At 73.7% G+C, this 18,914-nt stretch carries 17 protein-coding genes; 13 read left to right on the top strand and 4 right to left on the bottom strand.

The window, feature by feature from the left end:
• Positions 1-1,002 precede the first annotated feature (1,002 nt).
• Complete coding sequence (locus tag OG802_RS06655) at positions 1,003-1,866, top strand: hypothetical protein (RefSeq protein ID WP_329416971.1); 864 nt, start codon at positions 1,003-1,005, stop codon at positions 1,864-1,866.
• Positions 1,863-3,164, top strand: coding sequence for a type VII secretion-associated serine protease mycosin (mycP, locus tag OG802_RS06650; protein WP_329408106.1), 1,302 nt, complete (start codon positions 1,863-1,865; stop codon positions 3,162-3,164). Before OG802_RS06655 ends, mycP begins: the two co-directional genes overlap by 4 nt.
• 32 nt (positions 3,165-3,196) lie before the next feature.
• On the opposite strand, the gene OG802_RS06645 is transcribed toward mycP, so the two are convergent.
• Positions 3,197-4,282, bottom strand: coding sequence for a serine hydrolase (locus OG802_RS06645; protein ID WP_329408104.1), 1,086 nt, complete (start codon positions 4,280-4,282; stop codon positions 3,197-3,199).
• 173 nt (positions 4,283-4,455) lie between these two features.
• On the opposite strand from OG802_RS06645, the gene OG802_RS06640 reads away from it, so the two are divergent.
• The gene (locus OG802_RS06640) at positions 4,456-5,217 is read left to right on the top strand and encodes an SseB family protein (protein ID WP_329408102.1); all 762 of its coding nucleotides are present in this window, start codon (positions 4,456-4,458) and stop codon (positions 5,215-5,217) included.
• A 51-nt stretch (positions 5,218-5,268) separates the two neighbouring features.
• On the opposite strand, the gene OG802_RS06635 is transcribed toward OG802_RS06640, so the two are convergent.
• Positions 5,269-5,646, bottom strand: a complete 378-nt coding sequence (locus OG802_RS06635) for a DUF1844 domain-containing protein (protein ID WP_329408100.1) — start codon at positions 5,644-5,646, stop codon at positions 5,269-5,271.
• A gap of 372 nt (positions 5,647-6,018) precedes the next feature.
• Between OG802_RS06635 and infC the strand changes: the two genes are divergently transcribed.
• From infC to OG802_RS06590, 9 genes are all read left to right on the top strand, one after another.
• Positions 6,019-6,729 carry a translation initiation factor IF-3 gene (infC, locus tag OG802_RS06630; protein ID WP_329416969.1) on the top strand — a complete coding sequence of 237 codons (711 nt, stop codon included), beginning with the start codon at positions 6,019-6,021 and terminating at the stop codon, positions 6,727-6,729.
• A gap of 107 nt (positions 6,730-6,836) precedes the next feature.
• Entirely contained in the window at positions 6,837-7,031 is a 195-nt protein-coding gene (rpmI, locus tag OG802_RS06625) for a 50S ribosomal protein L35 (RefSeq protein WP_003977225.1), read from the top strand.
• Between the two features lie 98 nt (positions 7,032-7,129).
• The gene (rplT, locus tag OG802_RS06620) at positions 7,130-7,513 is read left to right on the top strand and encodes a 50S ribosomal protein L20 (protein ID WP_057580434.1); all 384 of its coding nucleotides are present in this window, start codon (positions 7,130-7,132) and stop codon (positions 7,511-7,513) included.
• 188 nt (positions 7,514-7,701) lie between these two features.
• Positions 7,702-8,562 (top strand): TrmH family RNA methyltransferase, encoded by an 861-nt coding sequence (locus OG802_RS06615; RefSeq protein ID WP_329416967.1) that lies wholly within the window; start codon positions 7,702-7,704, stop codon positions 8,560-8,562.
• Positions 8,563-8,616: 54 nt separating this feature from the next.
• Complete coding sequence (locus tag OG802_RS06610) at positions 8,617-9,732, top strand: sensor histidine kinase (RefSeq protein WP_329408097.1); 1,116 nt, start codon at positions 8,617-8,619, stop codon at positions 9,730-9,732.
• Positions 9,733-9,881: 149 nt separating this feature from the next.
• Positions 9,882-11,003 (top strand): phenylalanine--tRNA ligase subunit alpha, encoded by a 1,122-nt coding sequence (pheS, locus tag OG802_RS06605; protein ID WP_329408095.1) that lies wholly within the window; start codon positions 9,882-9,884, stop codon positions 11,001-11,003.
• Positions 11,003-13,516 carry a phenylalanine--tRNA ligase subunit beta gene (gene pheT / locus OG802_RS06600; RefSeq protein ID WP_329408093.1) on the top strand — a complete coding sequence of 838 codons (2,514 nt, stop codon included), beginning with the start codon at positions 11,003-11,005 and terminating at the stop codon, positions 13,514-13,516. The genes pheS and pheT overlap by 1 nt, the downstream gene beginning before the upstream one ends.
• Positions 13,517-14,112: 596 nt before the next feature.
• Positions 14,113-15,453, top strand: coding sequence for a transcriptional regulator (locus OG802_RS06595; protein WP_329408091.1), 1,341 nt, complete (start codon positions 14,113-14,115; stop codon positions 15,451-15,453).
• A 120-nt stretch (positions 15,454-15,573) separates the two neighbouring features.
• Complete coding sequence (locus OG802_RS06590) at positions 15,574-16,104, top strand: NUDIX hydrolase (RefSeq protein WP_329408090.1); 531 nt, start codon at positions 15,574-15,576, stop codon at positions 16,102-16,104.
• Between the two features lie 213 nt (positions 16,105-16,317).
• On the opposite strand, the gene OG802_RS06585 is transcribed toward OG802_RS06590, so the two are convergent.
• Positions 16,318-17,178, bottom strand: coding sequence for a 3-hydroxybutyryl-CoA dehydrogenase (locus OG802_RS06585; protein WP_329408088.1), 861 nt, complete (start codon positions 17,176-17,178; stop codon positions 16,318-16,320).
• A gap of 182 nt (positions 17,179-17,360) precedes the next feature.
• Here OG802_RS06585 and OG802_RS06580 point away from each other — a divergent pair, with 182 nt between their 5' ends.
• Complete coding sequence (locus OG802_RS06580; RefSeq protein WP_329408085.1) at positions 17,361-18,581, top strand: glycoside hydrolase family 10 protein; 1,221 nt, start codon at positions 17,361-17,363, stop codon at positions 18,579-18,581.
• A 48-nt stretch (positions 18,582-18,629) separates the two neighbouring features.
• Here OG802_RS06580 and OG802_RS06575 read toward each other — a convergent pair whose 3' ends face one another.
• Positions 18,630-18,833, bottom strand: coding sequence for a DUF1918 domain-containing protein (locus tag OG802_RS06575; RefSeq protein ID WP_329408083.1), 204 nt, complete (start codon positions 18,831-18,833; stop codon positions 18,630-18,632).
• Positions 18,834-18,914: the final 81 nt, after the last annotated feature.

Raw genomic sequence — 18,914 nt, 5'->3', positions numbered from 1 at the left:
CCCGCAACGCCCGGACGCCCCGAGGAGCGCCCGCCCGCCCCGCGCCCCGGCCCGCCGCACGACTTCCGCCGCCCCCCGCGCCCCACCGGGCCCGCGTCCCGCCCCGCACCCACGGACCCCGCCGACGCCCACCGGCCCTTCGGCGCGCCCGGCCCGCGCGGATCGTCGGCCGTGCCGGGTGCGCCCGAAACGGGTCAGGCGGCTCGCGGCGGTCCCGGAACGAGCGGGGCTCGCCCTCCCGGCTCCGGGGGCTCGCGCCCCGCGGGACCGGACGACGCCCCCGCCCCGAGGCCGGTCGCCGACCACACCGCCGAGCGGGCCTGGTCGCCGCTGCCCCGCGGCTGGGTCCCCGCACCCGCCCCGACCCGCCCCGAGACGCGGACGCAGGACCGCACCCAGGGCCCCTCAGCCGAACCGCGTGACGATTCGCGTCCGGCCCCGGCCTGGTCTCCCGCCCCCGGGTCGCGGACGCAGGACCGGACACAGGGCCCCGACACCGAGCAGAGTGACAGTTCCCGACCTGGCCCCGCCTGGTCTTCCGCCCCCGAGGCGCGGACGCAGGACCGGACACGGGGCCCCGGCGTCGAGTCGCGTGACGATTCGCGGCCGGCCCCGGTCTGGTCTCCCTCCCCTGACGCGCGGACGCAGGACAGGACGCAGGGCCCCGGCGTCGAGTCGCGTGGCGATTCGCGTCCGGCCCCGGCCTGGGCTCCCTCCCCTGACGCGCGGACGCAGGACCGGACACGGGGCCCCGGCGTCGAGTCGCGTGACGATTCGCGGCCGGCCCCGGCCTGGTCTCCCGCCCCCGAGGCGCGGACGCCGGGTCGCACAGCCGAGTCGCGTGACGGCTTCCGTTCCGGCGCTGCCTGGGATCCCGCGGCGCCCGTGCGGCAGCCCGACTTCACCATCGCGCCGCCGCCCGCCCCGGAACCCGCACTGCGGCCCGACCCGGTCGCGGGGCAGGCCGACGGACCCGATCCCGCCCTGTCCTGGAGCGCCCCGATGACCCCCGGCGGCGCCCCCGGCGCCACCCGGCCCGTGGTCACGTTCGCCCGGCCCGAGGGTTACACGCCCCGCATCTCCGGTCTGCGCGCCCCCGGCCTGCGCCTTCTCGGCCGCCGCGGCCGCACGGCCGCGGCCGCCGCCTGCGTCGTCCTCGGGCTGGGCCTCATCGGCGGTGCGGCGACCGGCAGTTGGCTGGTCGGCGGCTCGGGGGAGAACACCGAGAGCAGCGCGTACACGGCCGCGGGCGGCCTGTGGCACAACGTGCCCGTGGACCAGCTCTTCCCGCCCACCGTGGACGGACAGGGCGCGGGCCCCGGCGGCGCCGACCGCACCTGGACGCGGATCGCCGTAGCCCCGGACAGCGGCTGCGCCCGAGCCTTCGACCCGCTGCTCCTCAAGGTGCTCGCCCCGGTCGGCTGCCAACGCCTGCTGCGCGCCACCTACACCGACGCCACCCAGAGCTACGTGACCACCGTCGGCCTGCTGTTCACCACCGCGGACGCCGCCGCGATGCGCGCCCTCGACGCCCGGTTCGCCAAGGAGGGCCTGGCACAGCGGGCGGACCTGATGCCACGCCCGTACGCGGCCAAGGGCACCGCGGCCGCCGGTTTCGGCGACCGGCAGCGCGCCTCGTGGACGGTGTCGGTCCTCACCGACGCGCCCGTCGTCGTCTACGCCGTCTCCGGATGGGCCGACGGCCGCACCGTCGACACCCCGCAGCCCGCTCCCCGGGCCACCGCGACCGGCGCCACCACGGCCCCCGCCCAGGCCGGCCTCGGCAACGAGGCCCAGGGGCTCGCCGACCGCGTCGAGCGCGGCCTGCGCAAGACCGCCGCCACGCCCTCGGAGCAGCCCTCATGAGCACCCCCAGGACCCGTACCCGTACGACCCCTGGCGCCCCGACGGCCCGCACGTCCCGTGCGCCTCGCCCACCCCGCACGGCGCGTACGTCCCGCAGGGCCGGGATCCTGAGTTGCCTCCTCGCCGCCGCCGTCCTCCTAACGCCCGCCTCCACCGCCCACGCCGACGGCATCCGGGCCCAGCAGTGGGCCCTGGACGCCCTGCACATCCAGCAGGTGTGGCAGACCACCAAGGGCCGCGGCATCACCGTCGCCGTCCTGGACACCGGCGTCGAGGCCGACCACCCCGACCTCGCCGGCAACGTCCTGGCCGGCCGGGACATGGTGGGCTTCGGGGCCAGGTCGGGTGAGCGTGCCTGGGCCCGCCACGGCACCGCGATGGCCGGCATCATCGCCGGTCACGGGCATGGCGAGGGGAACGACGACGGAGTGCTCGGCGTCGCGCCCGAGGCGAAGATCCTCCCCGTCCGCGTGATCCTGGAGGACGGCGACCCGCAGCGCACCAAGGCCCGCAACACCCGCGGCAACGCCCTCGCCGAGGGCATCCGCTGGGCCGCCGACCAGGGCGCCGACGTCATCAACCTCTCCCTGGGCGACGACTCGGTCTCCGCCCACCCCGAGCCCGCCGAGGACGAGGCCGTCCAGTACGCCCTGAAGAAGGGGTCGGTCGTCGTGGCCTCGGCCGGCAACGGCGGCGAGAAGGGCGACCACATCTCCTACCCGGCCGCCTACCCGGGCGTCATCGCCGCGACGGCCGTCGACCGCTACGGCACCCGCGCCTCGTTCTCCACCCGCCGCTGGTACGCGACCGTGAGCGCGCCGGGCGTCGACGTCGTCATCGCGGACCCGGACCACAAGTACTACCAGGGCTGGGGGACCAGCGCCGCCTCCGCGTTCGTCTCGGGAGCCGTCGCGCTCGTCAAGGCCGCCCACCCCGGCCTGACCCCGGCGCAGATCAAGAAACTCCTGGAGGACACCGCCCGCAACGCCCCCGCGGGCGGCCGCGACGACTCCCGCGGCTACGGCTTCATCGACCCGGCCGCCGCACTCCGGGCGGCCGGGTCCCTCAGCCCGCAGGGCCTGCAGTCCGCCGCCTACGGCGAGCGGTACTTCGGCTCCGGCCCCGACCGGGCGAAGGCCGGCGACGCCGCCGCCGGCTGGGCCGGTCCGCTCGCGGGCGGCGCGGGCGGGGTGCTGGTGCTGACGGCGGTCGTCCTGTGGCGCGGCCGCCGCGCGCGCGACCGGCGGCCCGGCGCCCCCGGTCCCCACGAGCCGTACGAGCCGTACGAGGCCCTCTAGCGACCCGTGGCGTCCGGCGGTTGTCCGGCCGGCTACCCGTCGGCGGGGGAGACGCCCCCGGACGACGCCGCCGGGGACGGTCCCGCGACCCCCGCAACGGATGCGGACGCCGACGCCGACGCCGTGCCCTCGGCCCGTCCCGTGCTGCCGCCCGCGCTGCCGCCCTCGGCGAAGACCGACACCGCCGCCCTCGCCGCGGCCTCGACCAGCGAGATGCCGTCCGCCTGCGTCGCGTTGCCGTTCGACAGCACGGCCACCGCGTAGTCACGGCCCCCGGCGCTCACCCGGCCGATGCTGTTGACGACCCACAGCCCGGTCGTGCTGCGCGGCAGCCAGCCGTTCTTCAGCGCCCACGCGGACCCGTCGGCCGCGGCCGAGACGCCCCAGTCCTGGCCTGCCGCGATCTTCCCCATCAGCGTCCGCAGATACGACCGCGAGGCCTCGCTCAGTACCGAGCCGTTCCCGAACACCTGCCGCAGCAGCGCCAGTTGGTCGACGGCCGTGGTCCGGGTGAGCCCCCACAGCGCGCCCTCGCCGCCCTCGGTGTCCGTCAGCCCGAGCCGCTCGTTCGCGGCGTCGAGGCCCCCGGCCCCGCCGATGGTCCGCCACAGCACCGACGCGGCGTCGTTGTCACTGGTCTCGATCATGGCCGTCGCGTCCGTCTTCTCGGCCGCCGTGAGACGACGGCCCTCGTCCTGGGCCCGCAGCAGCAGCGCGGCCAGGATGTCCGCCTTGACGACGGACGCCGTGTCGAAGACGCCTCCGCCGTACGCGGCGCGGGCGCCGGAGGCCAGGTCGAGCACGGCCACGGACACGGCCGCGCCCCCGGGCACGGTCACCGCCCCCATGGCCGACGCCAGCAGCGCGTCGCGGTCCTCCCCGGCAGCCGCCGTTTCGGTCCCCACCGCCGCCTCCCCGGTCCCGTCCGCCGACGCCGGCGGCGTCGCGGAGGACGACGATACGGCCGCCCGGCCGCCCGAGTGGTCCGGTGCCGTCACATAGGCCGTGCCGCCGGCCGCGACGCCCAGCACGGCGGCCACGGCGAGCGCGAGGGGCAGGACAGGGCGGCGCCGGGCGGGACGAGCGCGGCGGCCACGACGTGCTCCGCGGGATTCCATGGCCGTGATGCTCGGGGCGACGGCTGTGCGGGCCGTGGGACCCGCGTGAGAGCGAGGTCAGGAGAGCCTGAGAACTCCGTGAACGGCCCCGGCCCCCGGCCCGGCCCCGTCCCCGGCGTCGCGACCCGGGCCCCGCACCGCCTGGCCGACGGGTCCCGATAGGGTCGACGACCGTGGCGAACAAGAACATTCCCGACCCCGGCTTCTCCGACGACGACGGCTCCGCCGACCCCCGGCTGAGCGCGGCGCTCGCCGCCTGGGCCGAGGACCGCACCGCCGTGGGCCCGGTGCTGGCGGCCCTGAAGGGCGCCCGGCTCCTCGTCCCCGTCGTGGCCGTGCTGGGCGAGGTCGAGGAGGACGAGAACGGGCTGCGCCGCGAGAAGACCAGCGACATGGCCGTCCCCACCCTCAAGGCGGGCTCGCGCACCGCGCTGCCCGCCTTCACCTCCACCGACTCCCTCGCCCGCTGGGATCCCGAGGCCCGCCCGGTCGCCGTTCCGCTGCACCAGGCGCTTCAGGCGGCCGCGCACGAGAAGGCCGACACCGTCGTCCTCGACCTGGCCGGGCCGGTGGCCTTCGAACTGACCGGGCCCGCCCTGCTGGCGCTCGCCGAGGGCCGCACCTCCGCCGATCCGCTCGCCGACCCCGCGGTCGTCGCGGCGGTCCGGGCCGCCGTGGCCGCCGAACCGGAGGTCCTCAGCGCCCACCTCGGACCCGGCGAGGCCGACGGCACCCTCGCCCTCGTCCTCGACCCGGCGGTCGTCCCCGCCGAGACGGCACGCGCCGTCGCCCGTCGCCTCGCGGCCGACGAAACGCTGAGGGCCCGCCTGGTGCGCGGCCTCGACCTGGCAGTGCTGCCGGCCGGGACGACGCCCCCGGGCGAGCCCCTGTACGTGAAAAGCGACGACGCGAAGCGCGACGATGCGAAGAGCTGACGTGCCGCGGAGAGCTGACGTGCCGCGGAGAGCCGATCCGCGGGGAACGGCTCAGCCGTAGACCGGGCCCGTGTACTTCTCGCCCGGGCCCTGGCCCGGCTCGTCCGGGACGACCGACGCCTCGCGGAACGCCAGCTGGAGCGACTTCAGGCCGTCGCGCAGCGGGGCGGCGTGGAAGGAGCTGATCTCGGTCGTGGACGCGTCGAGCAGCCCGGCGAGGGCCGTGACCAGCTTGCGGGCCTCGTCCAGGTCCTTGTACGCGTCGCCCTCCTCGGTGAGCCCGAGCTTCACGGCCGCGGCGCTCATCAGGTTGACGGCGACCGTGACGATCACCTCGACGGCGGGAACCTCGGCGATGTCGCGGGTCATCTCGTCGAAGTCGGGGGCGGCGGGCGTCCCGGCGGAGCCGGAGGGGGAGGTGTCACTCATGCAGGACACGATAGGCGCAGGCCGCGCCGGGTCCGGTGGCGAGGCTCGATTGGCCGTTCGCGACGGGGGCTGGTAATCTCGGTGAACGACCGGTCGGACACGCGTGCCCCTCAGCAGGCGGGCCCGGCCCACAAGTGGAGACTCCGAGCTCCCACCCGACCGCCCCTTGGGACGGCGGGTCACCCCGGTCAGGCGGCCCCCATCGTTCCGTACGGACGATGGAGTCGCCCGGTAGCGCGCCCCGCGATCCTTGCGGCGGTGCTCCGGTAGTGCTTGGAGCCCCGCAATGTGATTGTCGGGGCATTTTTTGTGCTTCGACGTGGTTATAAAACTATCGAACACAGACGTTACGCGGCCGTCCGCCAGACTGCCGTGTGGTGCTACCGAGGAGGATCCATCAGCACCGAGCCCCGCATCAACGACCGGATTCGCGTTCCCGAAGTGCGACTTGTCGGTCCCAGTGGCGAGCAGGTCGGCATCGTGCCGCTGGCCAAGGCCCTGGAGCTTGCGCAGGAGTACGACCTCGACCTGGTCGAGGTGGCGGCGAGCGCACGCCCGCCGGTCTGCAAGCTCATGGACTACGGGAAGTTCAAGTACGAGTCGGCCATGAAGGCCCGTGAGGCGCGCAAGAACCAGGCGCACACGGTCATCAAGGAAATGAAGCTCCGGCCGAAGATCGACCCGCACGACTACGACACCAAAAAGGGTCACGTCGTCCGGTTCCTCAAGGCGGGCGACAAGGTCAAGATCACGATCATGTTCCGTGGTCGCGAGCAGTCCCGGCCGGAGCTCGGCTTCCGGCTTCTGCAGCGTCTCGCGTCGGACGTGGAGGACCTCGGCTTCATCGAGTCGAACCCGAAGCAGGACGGCCGGAACATGATCATGGTTCTCGGTCCGCACAAGAAGAAGACCGAGGCCATGGCCGAGGCCCGGCAGGCGCAGGAGGCCCGCAAGGCCGAGGCGAAGGCCAACCCCGGCCGCTCGCAGAACGCCGCGGACGCCGACGCCGTGAACGCCGACGGCGACGTCGACGGCGATGTCGAGGTCGAGGCGGCTGACGCCGAGGCCCCCGCCGAGGCGTGATCCGGGGGACGCGAGTCCCGCGGACATAACCGATACCAGCGACGTTCCACCGTGCCCGGTTTCACGACCGGGCACCGGAACGCCACCGACGAGGAGAGAACGGCGCTATGCCGAAGAACAAGTCGCACAGCGGTGCCAGCAAGCGCTTCAAGATCACCGGCTCCGGCAAGGTGCTCCGCGAGCGCGCCGGCAAGCGCCACCTGCTCGAGCACAAGTCGTCCCGCGTGACGCGCCGCCTCACCGGCAACGCCGAGATGGCCCCGGGCGACGCCGCGAAGATCAAGAAGCTTCTCGGCAAGTGACGTCGGGCGCGAGCGTCGCGCCCGACCTCTGAGACCGGGACCCAATCGTTTCCGGGCCGTGTGAGTCCCACCACGGCCCCGCTACAAGGAGTTAACAAGTGGCACGCGTCAAGCGGGCAGTCAACGCCCACAAGAAGCGCCGGGCGATCCTCGAGGCGGCCTCCGGCTACCGCGGTCAGCGTTCGCGCCTGTACCGCAAGGCCAAGGAGCAGGTCACCCACTCGCTGGTCTACAACTACAACGACCGCAAGAAGCGCAAGGGCGACTTCCGTCAGCTGTGGATCCAGCGCATCAACGCTGCGGCCCGCCAGAACGGCATGACGTACAACCGCCTCATCCAGGGTCTGAAGGCCGCGAACATCGAGGTCGACCGCAAGATCCTCGCCGAGCTGGCCGTGAACGACGCCACCGCGTTCGCCGCGCTGGTCGAGGTCGCGCAGAAGGCCCTCCCCGCGGACGTGAACGCGCCCAAGGCCGCGTGACGCTGCGCCGGCCCTGAGCCGACGTCAGAGAAGGACCCGCAGGTTCCCTCCTGCGGGTCCTTTGCTGCTGACACCCCCCTGACGCCGTCCGTTCGGGTGCGGGCCGCCGGTGGCCGGTCGCAGTTCCCCGCGCCCCCGGGTCGGATCACTCGCACCAGGCGAAAGACCATGGAGTTGTGAAGGTGAAGATGCCCCCCGCCGGCCCCGAGCTGATCTCCCCCCGTTCCCCGCGTGTCTCCGCGGCCCGGCGGCTCGCCCGGCGGAACTTCCGGGGCAAGGAGCGGCTGTTCCTCGCCGAAGGGCCGCAGGCCGTCCGGGAGGCCGCGGCGCACCACGCCGGCGGACAGGCCACCCTCGTCGAGCTGTTCGCCACCGTGGAGGCCGCCGAACGCCACGCCGACGTCCTCGCCGAGGCCCGCTCCGCCGGCACCCGGATCCACCTCGCCGACGAGCAGGTCATCGAGGACGTCTCCACCACCGTCACCCCCCAGGGACTCGTCGGGATCTGCCGGTTCATCGACGTGCCCTTCGAGCGCGTCCTGGCCGCCCGGCCCCGGCTCGTCGCCGTCCTCGCCCACGTCCGCGACCCCGGCAACGCCGGCACCGTCCTGCGGTGCGCCGACGCCGCCGGCGCCGACGCCGTCGTGCTGACCGACGCCTCCGTCGACCTCTACAACCCCAAGGCCGTCCGCGCCTCCGTCGGCTCCCACTTCCACCTGCCCGTCGCCGTCGGCGTCCCCGTCGACAGGGCCGTGGCCGGGCTCCGCGACGCCGGCGTGCGCGTCCTCGCCGCGGACGGCGCGGGAGACGACGACCTCGACGCCGAACTCGACGCCGGCGCCATGGGCGGCCCCACCGCCTGGGTCTTCGGCAACGAGGCGTGGGGACTTCCCGAGGAGACCCGCGCGCTCGCCGACGCCGTCGTGCGCGTCCCGATCCACGGAAAGGCCGAGAGCCTGAACCTCGCGACCGCCGCCGCCGTATGTCTCTACGCGTCGGCCCGTGCACAGCGTGCCTCCGGAGGGTGCCGCTCCGTGACCGACAGCTAGTAGGGTGACGAGTTCGCGGGCCTCTTCCGGGAGGACGGGAGGTGGGGTACGGGGATGAGTGTCGGCACGACCAGGGCACCGGGAGCGGCCGGGCCGGCCGGTGACCTCACGGGACTCGGCATCGACCCCGACGACCTGCCCGACGGGCTCGTCGTCGCCGACGAGAACGGCCGCGTCATCTGCTTCAACGCCGCCGCCCGGCGCATCACCGCCGTCGCCGCCGAGGACGCCCTCGGACAGCGCCTCGACAGGGCCCTGCCGCTGGAGGACCTGGAAGGCCGCCGCTGGTGGCAGCTCACCGACCCCTACGGCGGCCTCGCCATCCGCGTCGGCCAGCCCGAACGCAACCTCCTCCTGCCCGGCGGCCGCGAAGTCCTCGTCTCCGCCCGCTACGTCCGCGACGAGCCCACCGGCCCCGTCCGCCGCGTCGTCGTCTCGGTCCGCGACACCGAGGCCCGCCGCCGCACCGAACGCAGCCACGCCGAGCTGATCGCCACCGTCGCCCACGAACTGCGCTCCCCGCTCACCTCCGTCAAGGGCTTCACCGCCACCCTGCTCGCCAAGTGGTCGCGGTTCACCGACGACCAGAAACGGCTCATGCTGGAGACCGTCGACGCCGACGCGGACCGGGTCACCCGCCTCATCGCCGAACTGCTCGACATCTCGCGCATCGACTCCGGACGGCTGGAGGTGCGCCGTCAGCCCGTGGACATGGGCGCGGCCGTGGGACGGCACATCCAGGCCTACGTCGCCGCCGGACAGCCCGCCGACCGGTTCCTGCTGCGCATCGAGCAGCCGCTGCCCGCCCTGTGGGCCGACCCCGACAAGGTCGACCAGGTCCTCAGCAACCTCCTCGAAAACGCGGTGCGCCACGGCGAGGGAACCGTCACCATTGACGTCACGCCCGCCGCGTCCCCCCGAGAAGGGGAGGACACCGGCACATCGGTCACCGTGAGCGACGAGGGCGCAGGCATCCCGGAGGAGTCCATGAACCGCGTCTTCACCCGCTTCTGGCGGGGCAGCAAGCGCGGCGGCACCGGCCTTGGGCTGTACATCGTCAAGGGCATCGTCGAAGCCCACGGCGGCGCCATCACGGTCGGCCGCGCCCCCGGAGGCGGCGCGGAGTTCCGATTTACGCTGCCCGTGGCGACCCCGGCCTACCTCACCTGAGAGCAGCCGGGCAGCCGCGGGCGCAGCGGTACACCCTCACCCCGTTAGACTCGGCCTTTGGCACCCTTGTGTCCCATGGACGGCCCTCTGACCTCTGCGTGAGTCGATGACGGGGACCTTCAGCCAGACAATCGGAAGCACGGGAAGAGATGTCGGCACCGAATAAGTCGTACGACCCGGTAGAGGTCGAGGCCTTGAAACCGGAAGAGATCGAGCGCATGCGGGACGAGGCGCTCGCCGCCTTCGCCGCCGCGGACTCGCTCGACGCGCTCCAGGAGGCCAAGGTCGCCCACACCGGCGGCACCTCCCCGCTCGCCCTCGCCAACCGCGAGATCGGCGCCCTGCCCCCGCACGCCAAGGCCGCCGCCGGCAAGCTCGTCGGCCAGGCCCGCGGCGCCGTGAACAAGGGCCTCGCCGCCCGCCAGGAGGAGCTGGAGGCCGAGCGCGACGCACGGGTGCTGGTCGAGGAGGCGGTGGACGTCACACTGCCCCACGACCGGATCCCGGCCGGCGCCCGCCACCCGCTCACCACCCTCTCCGAGCGCATCGAGGACGTCTTCGTGGCCATGGGCTACGAGGTCGCCGAGGGCCCGCAGGTCGAGGCCGAGTGGTTCAACTTCGACGCCCTCAACATCGGCCCGGACCACCCGGCCCGCGGCGAGGCCGACACGTTCTTCGTGCAGGGCCCGCAGGGCGGCACCGAGTCCGGCGTCGTGCTGCGCACCCACACCTCGCCGGTCCAGATCCGCTCGCTGCTCGACCGCGAGCTGCCGGTGTACGTGATCTGCCCCGGCCGCGTGTACCGCACCGACGAGCTGGACGCCACGCACACCCCGGTCTTCCACCAGGTCGAGCTGCTCGCCGTGGACGAGGGCCTGACCATGGCCGACCTCAAGGGCACGATGGACCACATGGTCCAGTCGCTGTTCGGCGAGGGCATGAAGACCCGGCTGCGGCCGAACTTCTTCCCGTTCACCGAGCCGTCCGCCGAGATGGACATGGTGTGCTACGTCTGCCGCGGCGAGTCCGTCGGCAACCCCGACCGCCCCTGCCGCACCTGCTCCAGCGAGGGCTGGATCGAGCTGGGCGGCTGCGGCATGGTCAACCCCAAGGTGCTGGCCGCCTGCGGCGTCGACCCCGAGAAGTACAGCGGGTTCGCCTTCGGGTTCGGCATCGAGCGGATGCTGATGTTCCGCCACAACGTCGAAGACATGCGAGACATGGTCGAGGGTGACGTCCGGTTCACCCGGCCGTTCGGGATGGAGATCTGATGCGGGTCCCGCTTTCCTGGCTGCGGGAGTACGTCGACCTGCCGGCCACCGAGACCGGCCGTGACGTGCAGGCCAAGCTGGTGTCGGCCGGCCTCGAGGTCGAGACCGTCGAGCACCTCGGAGCCGACCTCAAGGGCCCGCTGGTCGTGGGTCAGGTGCTCACCGTCGAGGAGCTGGAGGGCTTCAAGAAGCCGATCCGCTTCTGCACCGTCGACGTCGGCACGGCCAACGGCACCGGTGAGCCCCAGGAGATCGTCTGCGGCGCCCGCAACTTCGCCGTGGGCGACAAGGTCGTCGTGGTCCTCCCGGGCGCGGTCCTGCCCGGCGGCTTCGCGATCGCCGCGCGCAAGACGTACGGCAGGACCTCCCACGGCATGATCTGCTCCAGCGACGAGCTGGGCATGGGCGACGACGGCACCAAGGGCATCATCGTGCTGCCGCCGGAGACCGAGGTCGGCAAGGACGCCATCGAGCTCCTCGAACTGGTCGACGAGGTCCTGGACATCGCCGTCACCGCCAACCGCGGCGACTGCCTGTCCATCCGCGGCGTCGCCCGCGAGACCGCCATCGCCTACGGTCTGGCGCTGCGCGACCCGGCGCTGCTCGACGTCCCCGCGCCGAACGCCTTCGGCTACCCGGTGCAGATCTCCGAGCCGATGGGCTGCGACCGCTTCACCGCCCGCACCGTCACCGGCCTGAGCCCCGAGGCACGCTCCCCGATCTGGCTGAAGCGCCGGCTGCAGAAGGTCGGCATGCGCCCGATCTCGCTCGCCGTCGACGTCACCAACTACGTGATGACGGAGCTGGGCCAGCCGCTGCACGCCTACGACCGCAACCTGGTCCAGGGCGCCATCGGCGTGCGCCGGGCCGCCGAGGGCGAGCAGATCGTCACCCTCGACGGCGTCACCCGCAAGCTGCACGCCGAGGACCTGGTCATCACCGACGACCGCGGTCCCATCGGCCTCGCCGGCGTCATGGGCGGCGCCAACACCGAGATCGCCGACCACGACGACCTCGCGAGCCCGACGACCGACGTGGTCATCGAGTCCGCGCACTTCGACGCGGTGTCGATCGCGCGCACGGCCCGTCGCCACAAGCTGTCCTCCGAGGCGTCCCGGCGCTTCGAGCGCGGCGTCGACCCGCAGGCCGCCGCGGCGGCGGCGCAGCGCACCGTGGACCTGCTGGTGCTCCTCGCCGGCGGCACCGCCGACGCGGGCGTCACGGAGATCGTCGCGCCCTCCGCGCCGCACACGATCAGCGTCCCGGCCGACCACCCGGACAAGGTCGCCGGCGTGGTGTACGGCCGCGAGACGGTGGTGCGCCGCCTCCAGGAGATCGGCTGCGACGTGTACGGGCAGGACGAGCTGATCGTCACCGTCCCGTCCTGGCGGCCCGACCTCACCGAGGTCAACGACCTGGCGGAGGAGGTCATCCGGCTGGAGGGCTACGAGAACCTGCCCTCCACGCTGCCCAAGCCGCCCTCGGGCCGCGGGCTCACCCACCGCCAGCGCCTGCACCGGCGCGTCGGTCGCGCGCTGGCCGGGGCGGGCTACGTCGAGGCGCCGAACTACCCGTTCGTCAGCGAGCAGGTCTTCGACCAGCTCGGCCTGGACGCCGACGACCCGGCCCGCCGCGTCGTCCGGCTCACCAACCCGCTCAACGACGAGGAGCCCGCGCTGCGCACGTCGCTGCTGCCGGGCCTGCTCGGCGCGCTGCGGCGCAACGACGGCCGCGGCTCGCACGACCTGGCGCTCTTCGAGACCGGCCTGGTCTTCCTCCCGCGCGAGGAGCAGGGCGTCGCCGGGCACCTGCCCGTCGACCGCCGTCCCACCGACGAGGAGCTGGCGTCGCTGAACGCCGTGCTGCCCGAGCAGCCGCGCCATGTCGCCGTCGTCCTCGCGGGCGCCCGCGAGCAGGCCGGCTGGTGGGGCAAGGGCCGTCCGGCGAACTGGGCCGACGCGGTCGAGGCCGGGCGCACGGTCGCCCGCGAGGCCGGCGTCGACCTGGTCGTCCGCAACGGCCGCTACGGTCCGTGGCACCCCGGGCGCTGCGCCGAGTTCGTCGTGACCGCCGACGGCGCCGAGCGGGTCGTCGGCCACGCGGGCGAACTGCACCCCCGCGTGCTGAAGGCCCTCGGCCTGCCCGCGCGCACCTGCGCCATGGAGCTGGACCTGGACGTCCTGGAGCAGGTCGGCGACGACACGCCCCGGGCGCCGGGCATCTCCACGTTCCCGGTGGCCACCCAGGACGTCGCCCTCGTCGTCGACCGGCTCGTGCCGCACGCCGACGTCGAGGCCGCGCTGCGCGAGGGCGCGGGCGAACTGCTGGAGGACATCCGGCTGTTCGACGTCTACGAGAACGCGGAGCAGCTCGGCGAGGCGAAGAAGTCGCTGGCGTACGCGCTGCGCTTCCGCGCGGGGGACCGGACGCTGACCGTCGACGAGGCGTCGGCCGCGCGTGATGCGGCGGTGGCCCTGGCGGGGGAGCGGACCGGAGCGGCCCTGCGGGGCTGAGCCCGGGGTTCTGCGCAGTTCCCCGCGCCCCTGAGGGCTGGGGGCTGCGCCCCTGCGCCCCTTGCGGCCGGCCTCGGTCGTGTCCCGGCTGCCGGCCGGTGGGGGCTGGTCGCGCAGTTCCCCGCGCCCCTTGGAGGGCTGGGGGCTGCGCCCCCTGCGCCCCTTGCCCCCGGCCTCGGTCGTGTCCCGGCTGCCGGCCGGTGGGGGCTGGTCGCGCAGTTCCCCGCGCCCCTGAGGGGGCTGGGGTTCTGCGCTGGGCTTGGGGTCTCTTGTCGGAGGGGTCGGGTGCGACACCCTAGGGGCGCGGGGAACTGCGCGACCGGCCACGGTGGACCCGCGCATGTCCACGGCCGGTCCGGACATGTCCACGTACCCGAGACCTCACCCTTCGCCGGAGGCGGAGCGCGGCACCGGGCCGTCGCTTTTGGAGGGGGAGCCGACGGCCCGGCGAACCTCTTGCGAGGCGCTCCAGTCAACCGGGCACGGGTGCGTCGTGGCAGCGTGCACGGCCCGTAGGCATGGGCTTTGCGTTCACACCCCGTGTGAAGTCGGACCCACTAGTCTGACGGCACGAGGCACGGCACCGGGGGGCACCCATGCAGCCCAACACTCTGCTCGACGCGATCCTCGACGAGGCGGGCGTCTCGCACGCGGGCCTCGCCGCCCACGTCAACCAGGCCGGACGGGCCCGCGGCCTCGCCCTGCGGTACGAGCACACGGCGGTGGCCCGCTGGCTGAAGGGCCAGCGCCCGCGCGGCCAGGTGCCCGACCTCATCTGCGAGGTGCTCGCGGTGCGGCTGCACCGGCCGGTCACCCTCGACGACATCGGCCTCGGCGTGCCGGGCGAGCCGTCCACCCCGCACGGCGCCTCGCTCTCCGGCTTCGTCGAGCGGGCCACCGCCCTGTGGCGCTCGGACGAGCAGCAGCGCCCGCACCTCCTGGGCGCTCCCGCCGTCACCGGCACGCCGGCCGTGATGCCGGTGTGGGAGTGGGAGAACCCGCCGGAGGACGTGGACGTCTCGCGCGGCGGCCGGCACCGGGTGACCTCCGGCGACATCGAGATGCTGCGCGCCGCTCGCGCCCACTACGAGCAGATGTACCGCAAGGCGGGCGGCATCGCGACCCGCAGCCGTGTCGTCGGCTTCCTGAACGCCGAGACCGCGCCCTTGCTGCGCGGCAGCTACACGGACGAGACGGGACGTCAACTGCACCGCGCGACCGGCGGGTTGGTGGCGGTGGCGGGGATCTGCGCCTACGACTCCGACGCGCACGGCCTCGCCCAGCGCTACTTCCACCAGGCGCTCAGGCTGGCGAAGGCCAGCGGTGACCGGGGACTGGGCGCGTACGTCATCGCCCTGCTGGTGAACCAGTCGCTGTTCATGCGGGAGTACCGGCAGGCCGTGGCGTTCGCGGAGGCGGCGCTGCGGGCGGCGGGCAGGCACATCACGCCCGCTCTCGCCTCCGACCTGTACGCGATGCAGGCGAAGGCGTACGCGCACCTCGGAGACGGCACGAGCGCCCTGTCGTGCATCCGGCGGGCCGAGACAGCCGCCGACCGCATCCGGCGTGGACACGAGCCCGACGAGACCGGATATGTCCAGCCCGGCCTGGTCAACGTCCAGGTGGCCGAGGCGCTGCTCAGCCTCGGCGATCTCACCGCGGCCGCCGAGCACGCGACGGCCGCCGTGGGCACCCCGGCGCACGACCGAGGCCGGGTGCACCGGCTGGCCATGCTCAGCACCATCGAGCTGCGGCAGGGCAACGCGGACAAGGCGGTGGTCACCGCTGTGCGGATGGCCGAGCAGGCGCGCGGGATGGAGTCCCAGCGGCTGCGCGACCGGCTCCGGTCGGTGCGCGAGCACCTCGTGCGCAGCGGCTGCGCGGGCACGGCCGAGGCGGCCGACCTCATCGACGGGGCGCTGCGCGTCCCGCTGTAGGCGGGGCGTCGCGGGCGCCCGCATCCCGGCGGCCGAGGAGGCGCCGGCCCGGCGTCCGCGCCGACGCCGCATGGTTCCTGCTGCGATATTGCCACTTACTCGACGGAAGGTGGCAGAACCGTGCAGTGGACAAAACAGAACGAACAAACTGTGTATGAAAACCGCTGGTTCAGCGTCAACCTGGCAGATGTGGAGCTGCCCGACGGCCGGCATCTGGACCACTTCCTCATACGGCTGCGGCCCGTCGCCGTGGCGACCGTCGTCAACGACGCCAACGAGGTCCTCCTGCTGTGGCGGCACCGCTTCATCACCGACAGCTGGGGCTGGGAGCTGGCCGCGGGCGTGGTGGAGGACGGCGAGGACGTCGCCCGGGCGGCCGCCCGGGAACTGGAGGAGGAGACCGGCTGGCGGCCGGGGCCCCTGCGCCACCTGATGAGCGTGGAGCCGTCCAACGGGCTCACCGACGCCGTCCACCACATCTACTGGTCGGACGAGGCGCGGTACACGGGGCACCCCGTGGACGACTTCGAGTCGGACCGCAGGGAATGGGTCTCCCTCAAGCGCGTCCCCGACCTGGTCGCCCGGGGGGAGGTCCCGGCCGCCAACATGGCGGCCGCGTTGATGCTGCTGCGTCACATGAGGCTCGGCTGAACCCACCGGGCGTGAGGCGCGGACAGCGCACCGGCCCCCACGGTTCCTGCTCCTGCCGCGTGAGGGAGTGACGCGACCTCCCTCCGAAACCCCCTCACAGCCCCCTGGGGGCGGCGACGAACGCCGAAGACCGCTCCCCGCATACCGGGGGAGCGGCCTTCAGCGTGGTGCGGGGACCTGCACAGATCCGCGGCGGAGCCGGATTTCGGCAGGTCAGCCGTACGTGTAGAAGCCCGAGCCGGTCTTGCGGCCCAGCCGGCCCGCGTCGACCATGCGCTGGAGCAGCGGGGGAGCGGCGTAGAGCGGCTCCTTGTACTCCTCGTACATCGAGAAGGCGACCGAGGCGACCGTGTCCAGACCGATCAGGTCGGACAGCTTCAGCGGGCCCATCGGGTGGGCGCAGCCCATCTCCATGCCGTTGTCGATGTCCTCGCGGCTGGCGATGCCCGTCTCGAACATCCGGATCGCGGACAGGAGATAGGGGATCAGCAGCGCGTTGACCACGAAGCCGGAGCGGTCCTGGGCGCGGATCGCGTGCTTGCCGAGCACCTTCTCGGCGAACAGCTGCGCCCGGCCGAGCGTGCCCTCCGAGGTGGTCAGCGCCGGGATCAGCTCGACGAGCTGCTGCACGGGCGCCGGGTTGAAGAAGTGGATGCCGACGACCTGGTCGGGCCGCGAGGTGGCGACCGCCAGCTTCACCAGCGGGATGGAGGAGGTGTTGGAGGCGAGGATCGCGTCAGGGCGGGTCACCACCTGGTCGAGGACCTGGAAGATCTCGGTCTTGACCTGCTCGTTCTCGACGACGGCCTCGACGACCAGATCACGGTCGGCGAACTCGCCGAGGTCCGTGGTGAAGCTCAGGCGCGCCAGCGCGGCGTCCCGCTCCTCCTCGGAGATCTTGCCGCGCTCGGCGGCCTTGGCCAGGGAGTTGAGCAGCCGGGTCCGGCCGATCTCCAGGGCCTCGCCATTGGTCTCGGCGACCTTGACGTCGAGGCCGGCGCGCGCGCAGACCTCGGCGATGCCCGCCCCCATCTGGCCGCAGCCCACCACTCCGACCCGCTCGATGTCGGTCACATCGCACCTTTCGCCGCGCTGACTCTGTTGGCTGTGGCAGGTCTGCCGGGTCCCGGACGGCCTGCTCCGATCGTGCACGTTACTAGCAAGTATCGATGATCGATCGCCGGGGTGGGGGCATGCTGGGCCCCGGAAACGATCCGTGACCGAACGGATCCGCAGAGTATGTGGGGATGTGTGCGATGGGGCGACTGACCCGGCGGGCGTTCGCGCTGGCAGCGCTGTCGGCGTTCACCACGACGGGCGCGGCGGCCGCTCCCGGGCGGGAGCGGCGGGCGACGGGCGAGATGCGGGGCATGTGGCTGGCGACCGTCTCCAACCGGGACTGGCCGTCACGGACCGGACTGACCGCCGCCGCCCAGCGCGCCGAACTGATCGCCCTGCTGGACGTGGCGGTGCGCAGACGGCTGAACACGGTGATCCTCCAGGCGCGGCCCACGGCCGACGCGTTGTGGCCGTCGCCGTTCGAGCCGTGGTCGGAGGTGCTCACCGGCGTCCAGGGCAGGGCGCCGGGCTGGGATCCGCTCGGCACGGCCGTCGAGGAGGCCCACGCCCGCGGCCTCCAGCTGCACGCCTGGTTCAACCCGTACCGCATCGCGACCCACGACGACCCCTCCCGGCTGGTCGCCGCGCACCCCGCGCGCCGGCACCCGGACTGGGTGGTGCGGTTCGGCGGCCGGCTCTACTACAACCCCGGCCTGCCGGAGGTCCGCGCCTTCGTGCAGGACGCGATCCTCGACGCGGTCGCGAAGTACCCCGTGGACGCGGTGCACTTCGACGACTACTTCTATCCGTACCCGGTCGCCGGGCAGACCTTCGACGACCAGGACGCCTACGACGCCCACGGCGGCGCCTTCGCGACCCGGGCCGCCTGGCGGCGCGACAACGTCGACCGGCTGGTGCTGGAGACGGCCGCCCGGATCCGGGACACCCGGCCCGGCACCCAGTTCGGGATCAGCCCGTTCGGCGTGTGGCGCAACGCCGCCACCGACTCGCGCGGCTCCGACACCCGGGCCCTTCAGTCGTACGACGACATCCACGCCGACACGCGCAAGTGGGTCAAGGAGGGCTGGATCGACTACGTCGTCCCCCAGCTGTACTGGAACATCGGGCTGCCGGTCGCCGACTACGCCAAGCTGGTGCCCTGGTGGGCGGAGGTGGCCAGGGGCAGCCGCACCCGGCTGTACATCGGCGAGGCCCTGTACCGGGCGGGCGACCCGGCGCAGCCGGCCGCCTGGCAGGACCCGGCCGAACTGTCGGCCCACCTCGACCTGGCCGCCGCCCACCCCCAGGTGCGCGGGCACGTGTTCTTCGCCGCCGAGGACGTGAGGAAGGACCGGATCGGAGCGATGGCCCGGGTGGTCGCCGATCACTACCCGCAGCCGGCCGCGCCCCCGAGCTGAGCGGAGCGAGCCGACGGGGAACCGAAGAGGGGCTTTACAGGCTGGGCCCTACGGGCGCCGTTCTCCGGCGGTGCGGTGGCGGATCTCGGTGTCGGGGCCGGGCGAGCACACGCCCGTGTGTCCGTCCTCGAAGCGGACGCGGTACGGGGGGTCGCCGCCCGGGCCCAGCACCTCGACGATCTCGCCGACCTTGTCGTGTTGCCCGACCACCCTGCCGTGCTGGACAAGCTGGTCACCCGTGGTTGCGCGCATCTGGGCCTCCTCACAGAGCCGGGCGGGGATCCGTGCCGTCGGGCCGGCGCCTCGCGTCCCGCACGGGCCGTCGCGGGCGGC

The sequence above is a fragment of the Streptomyces sp. NBC_00704 genome (assembly GCF_036226605.1).
Classification (GTDB): Bacteria; Actinomycetota; Actinomycetes; order Streptomycetales; family Streptomycetaceae; genus Streptomyces.
The sequence above is the reverse complement of the archived record's forward strand: the minus strand, read 5'-3'. Positions and strand labels throughout refer to the sequence as shown.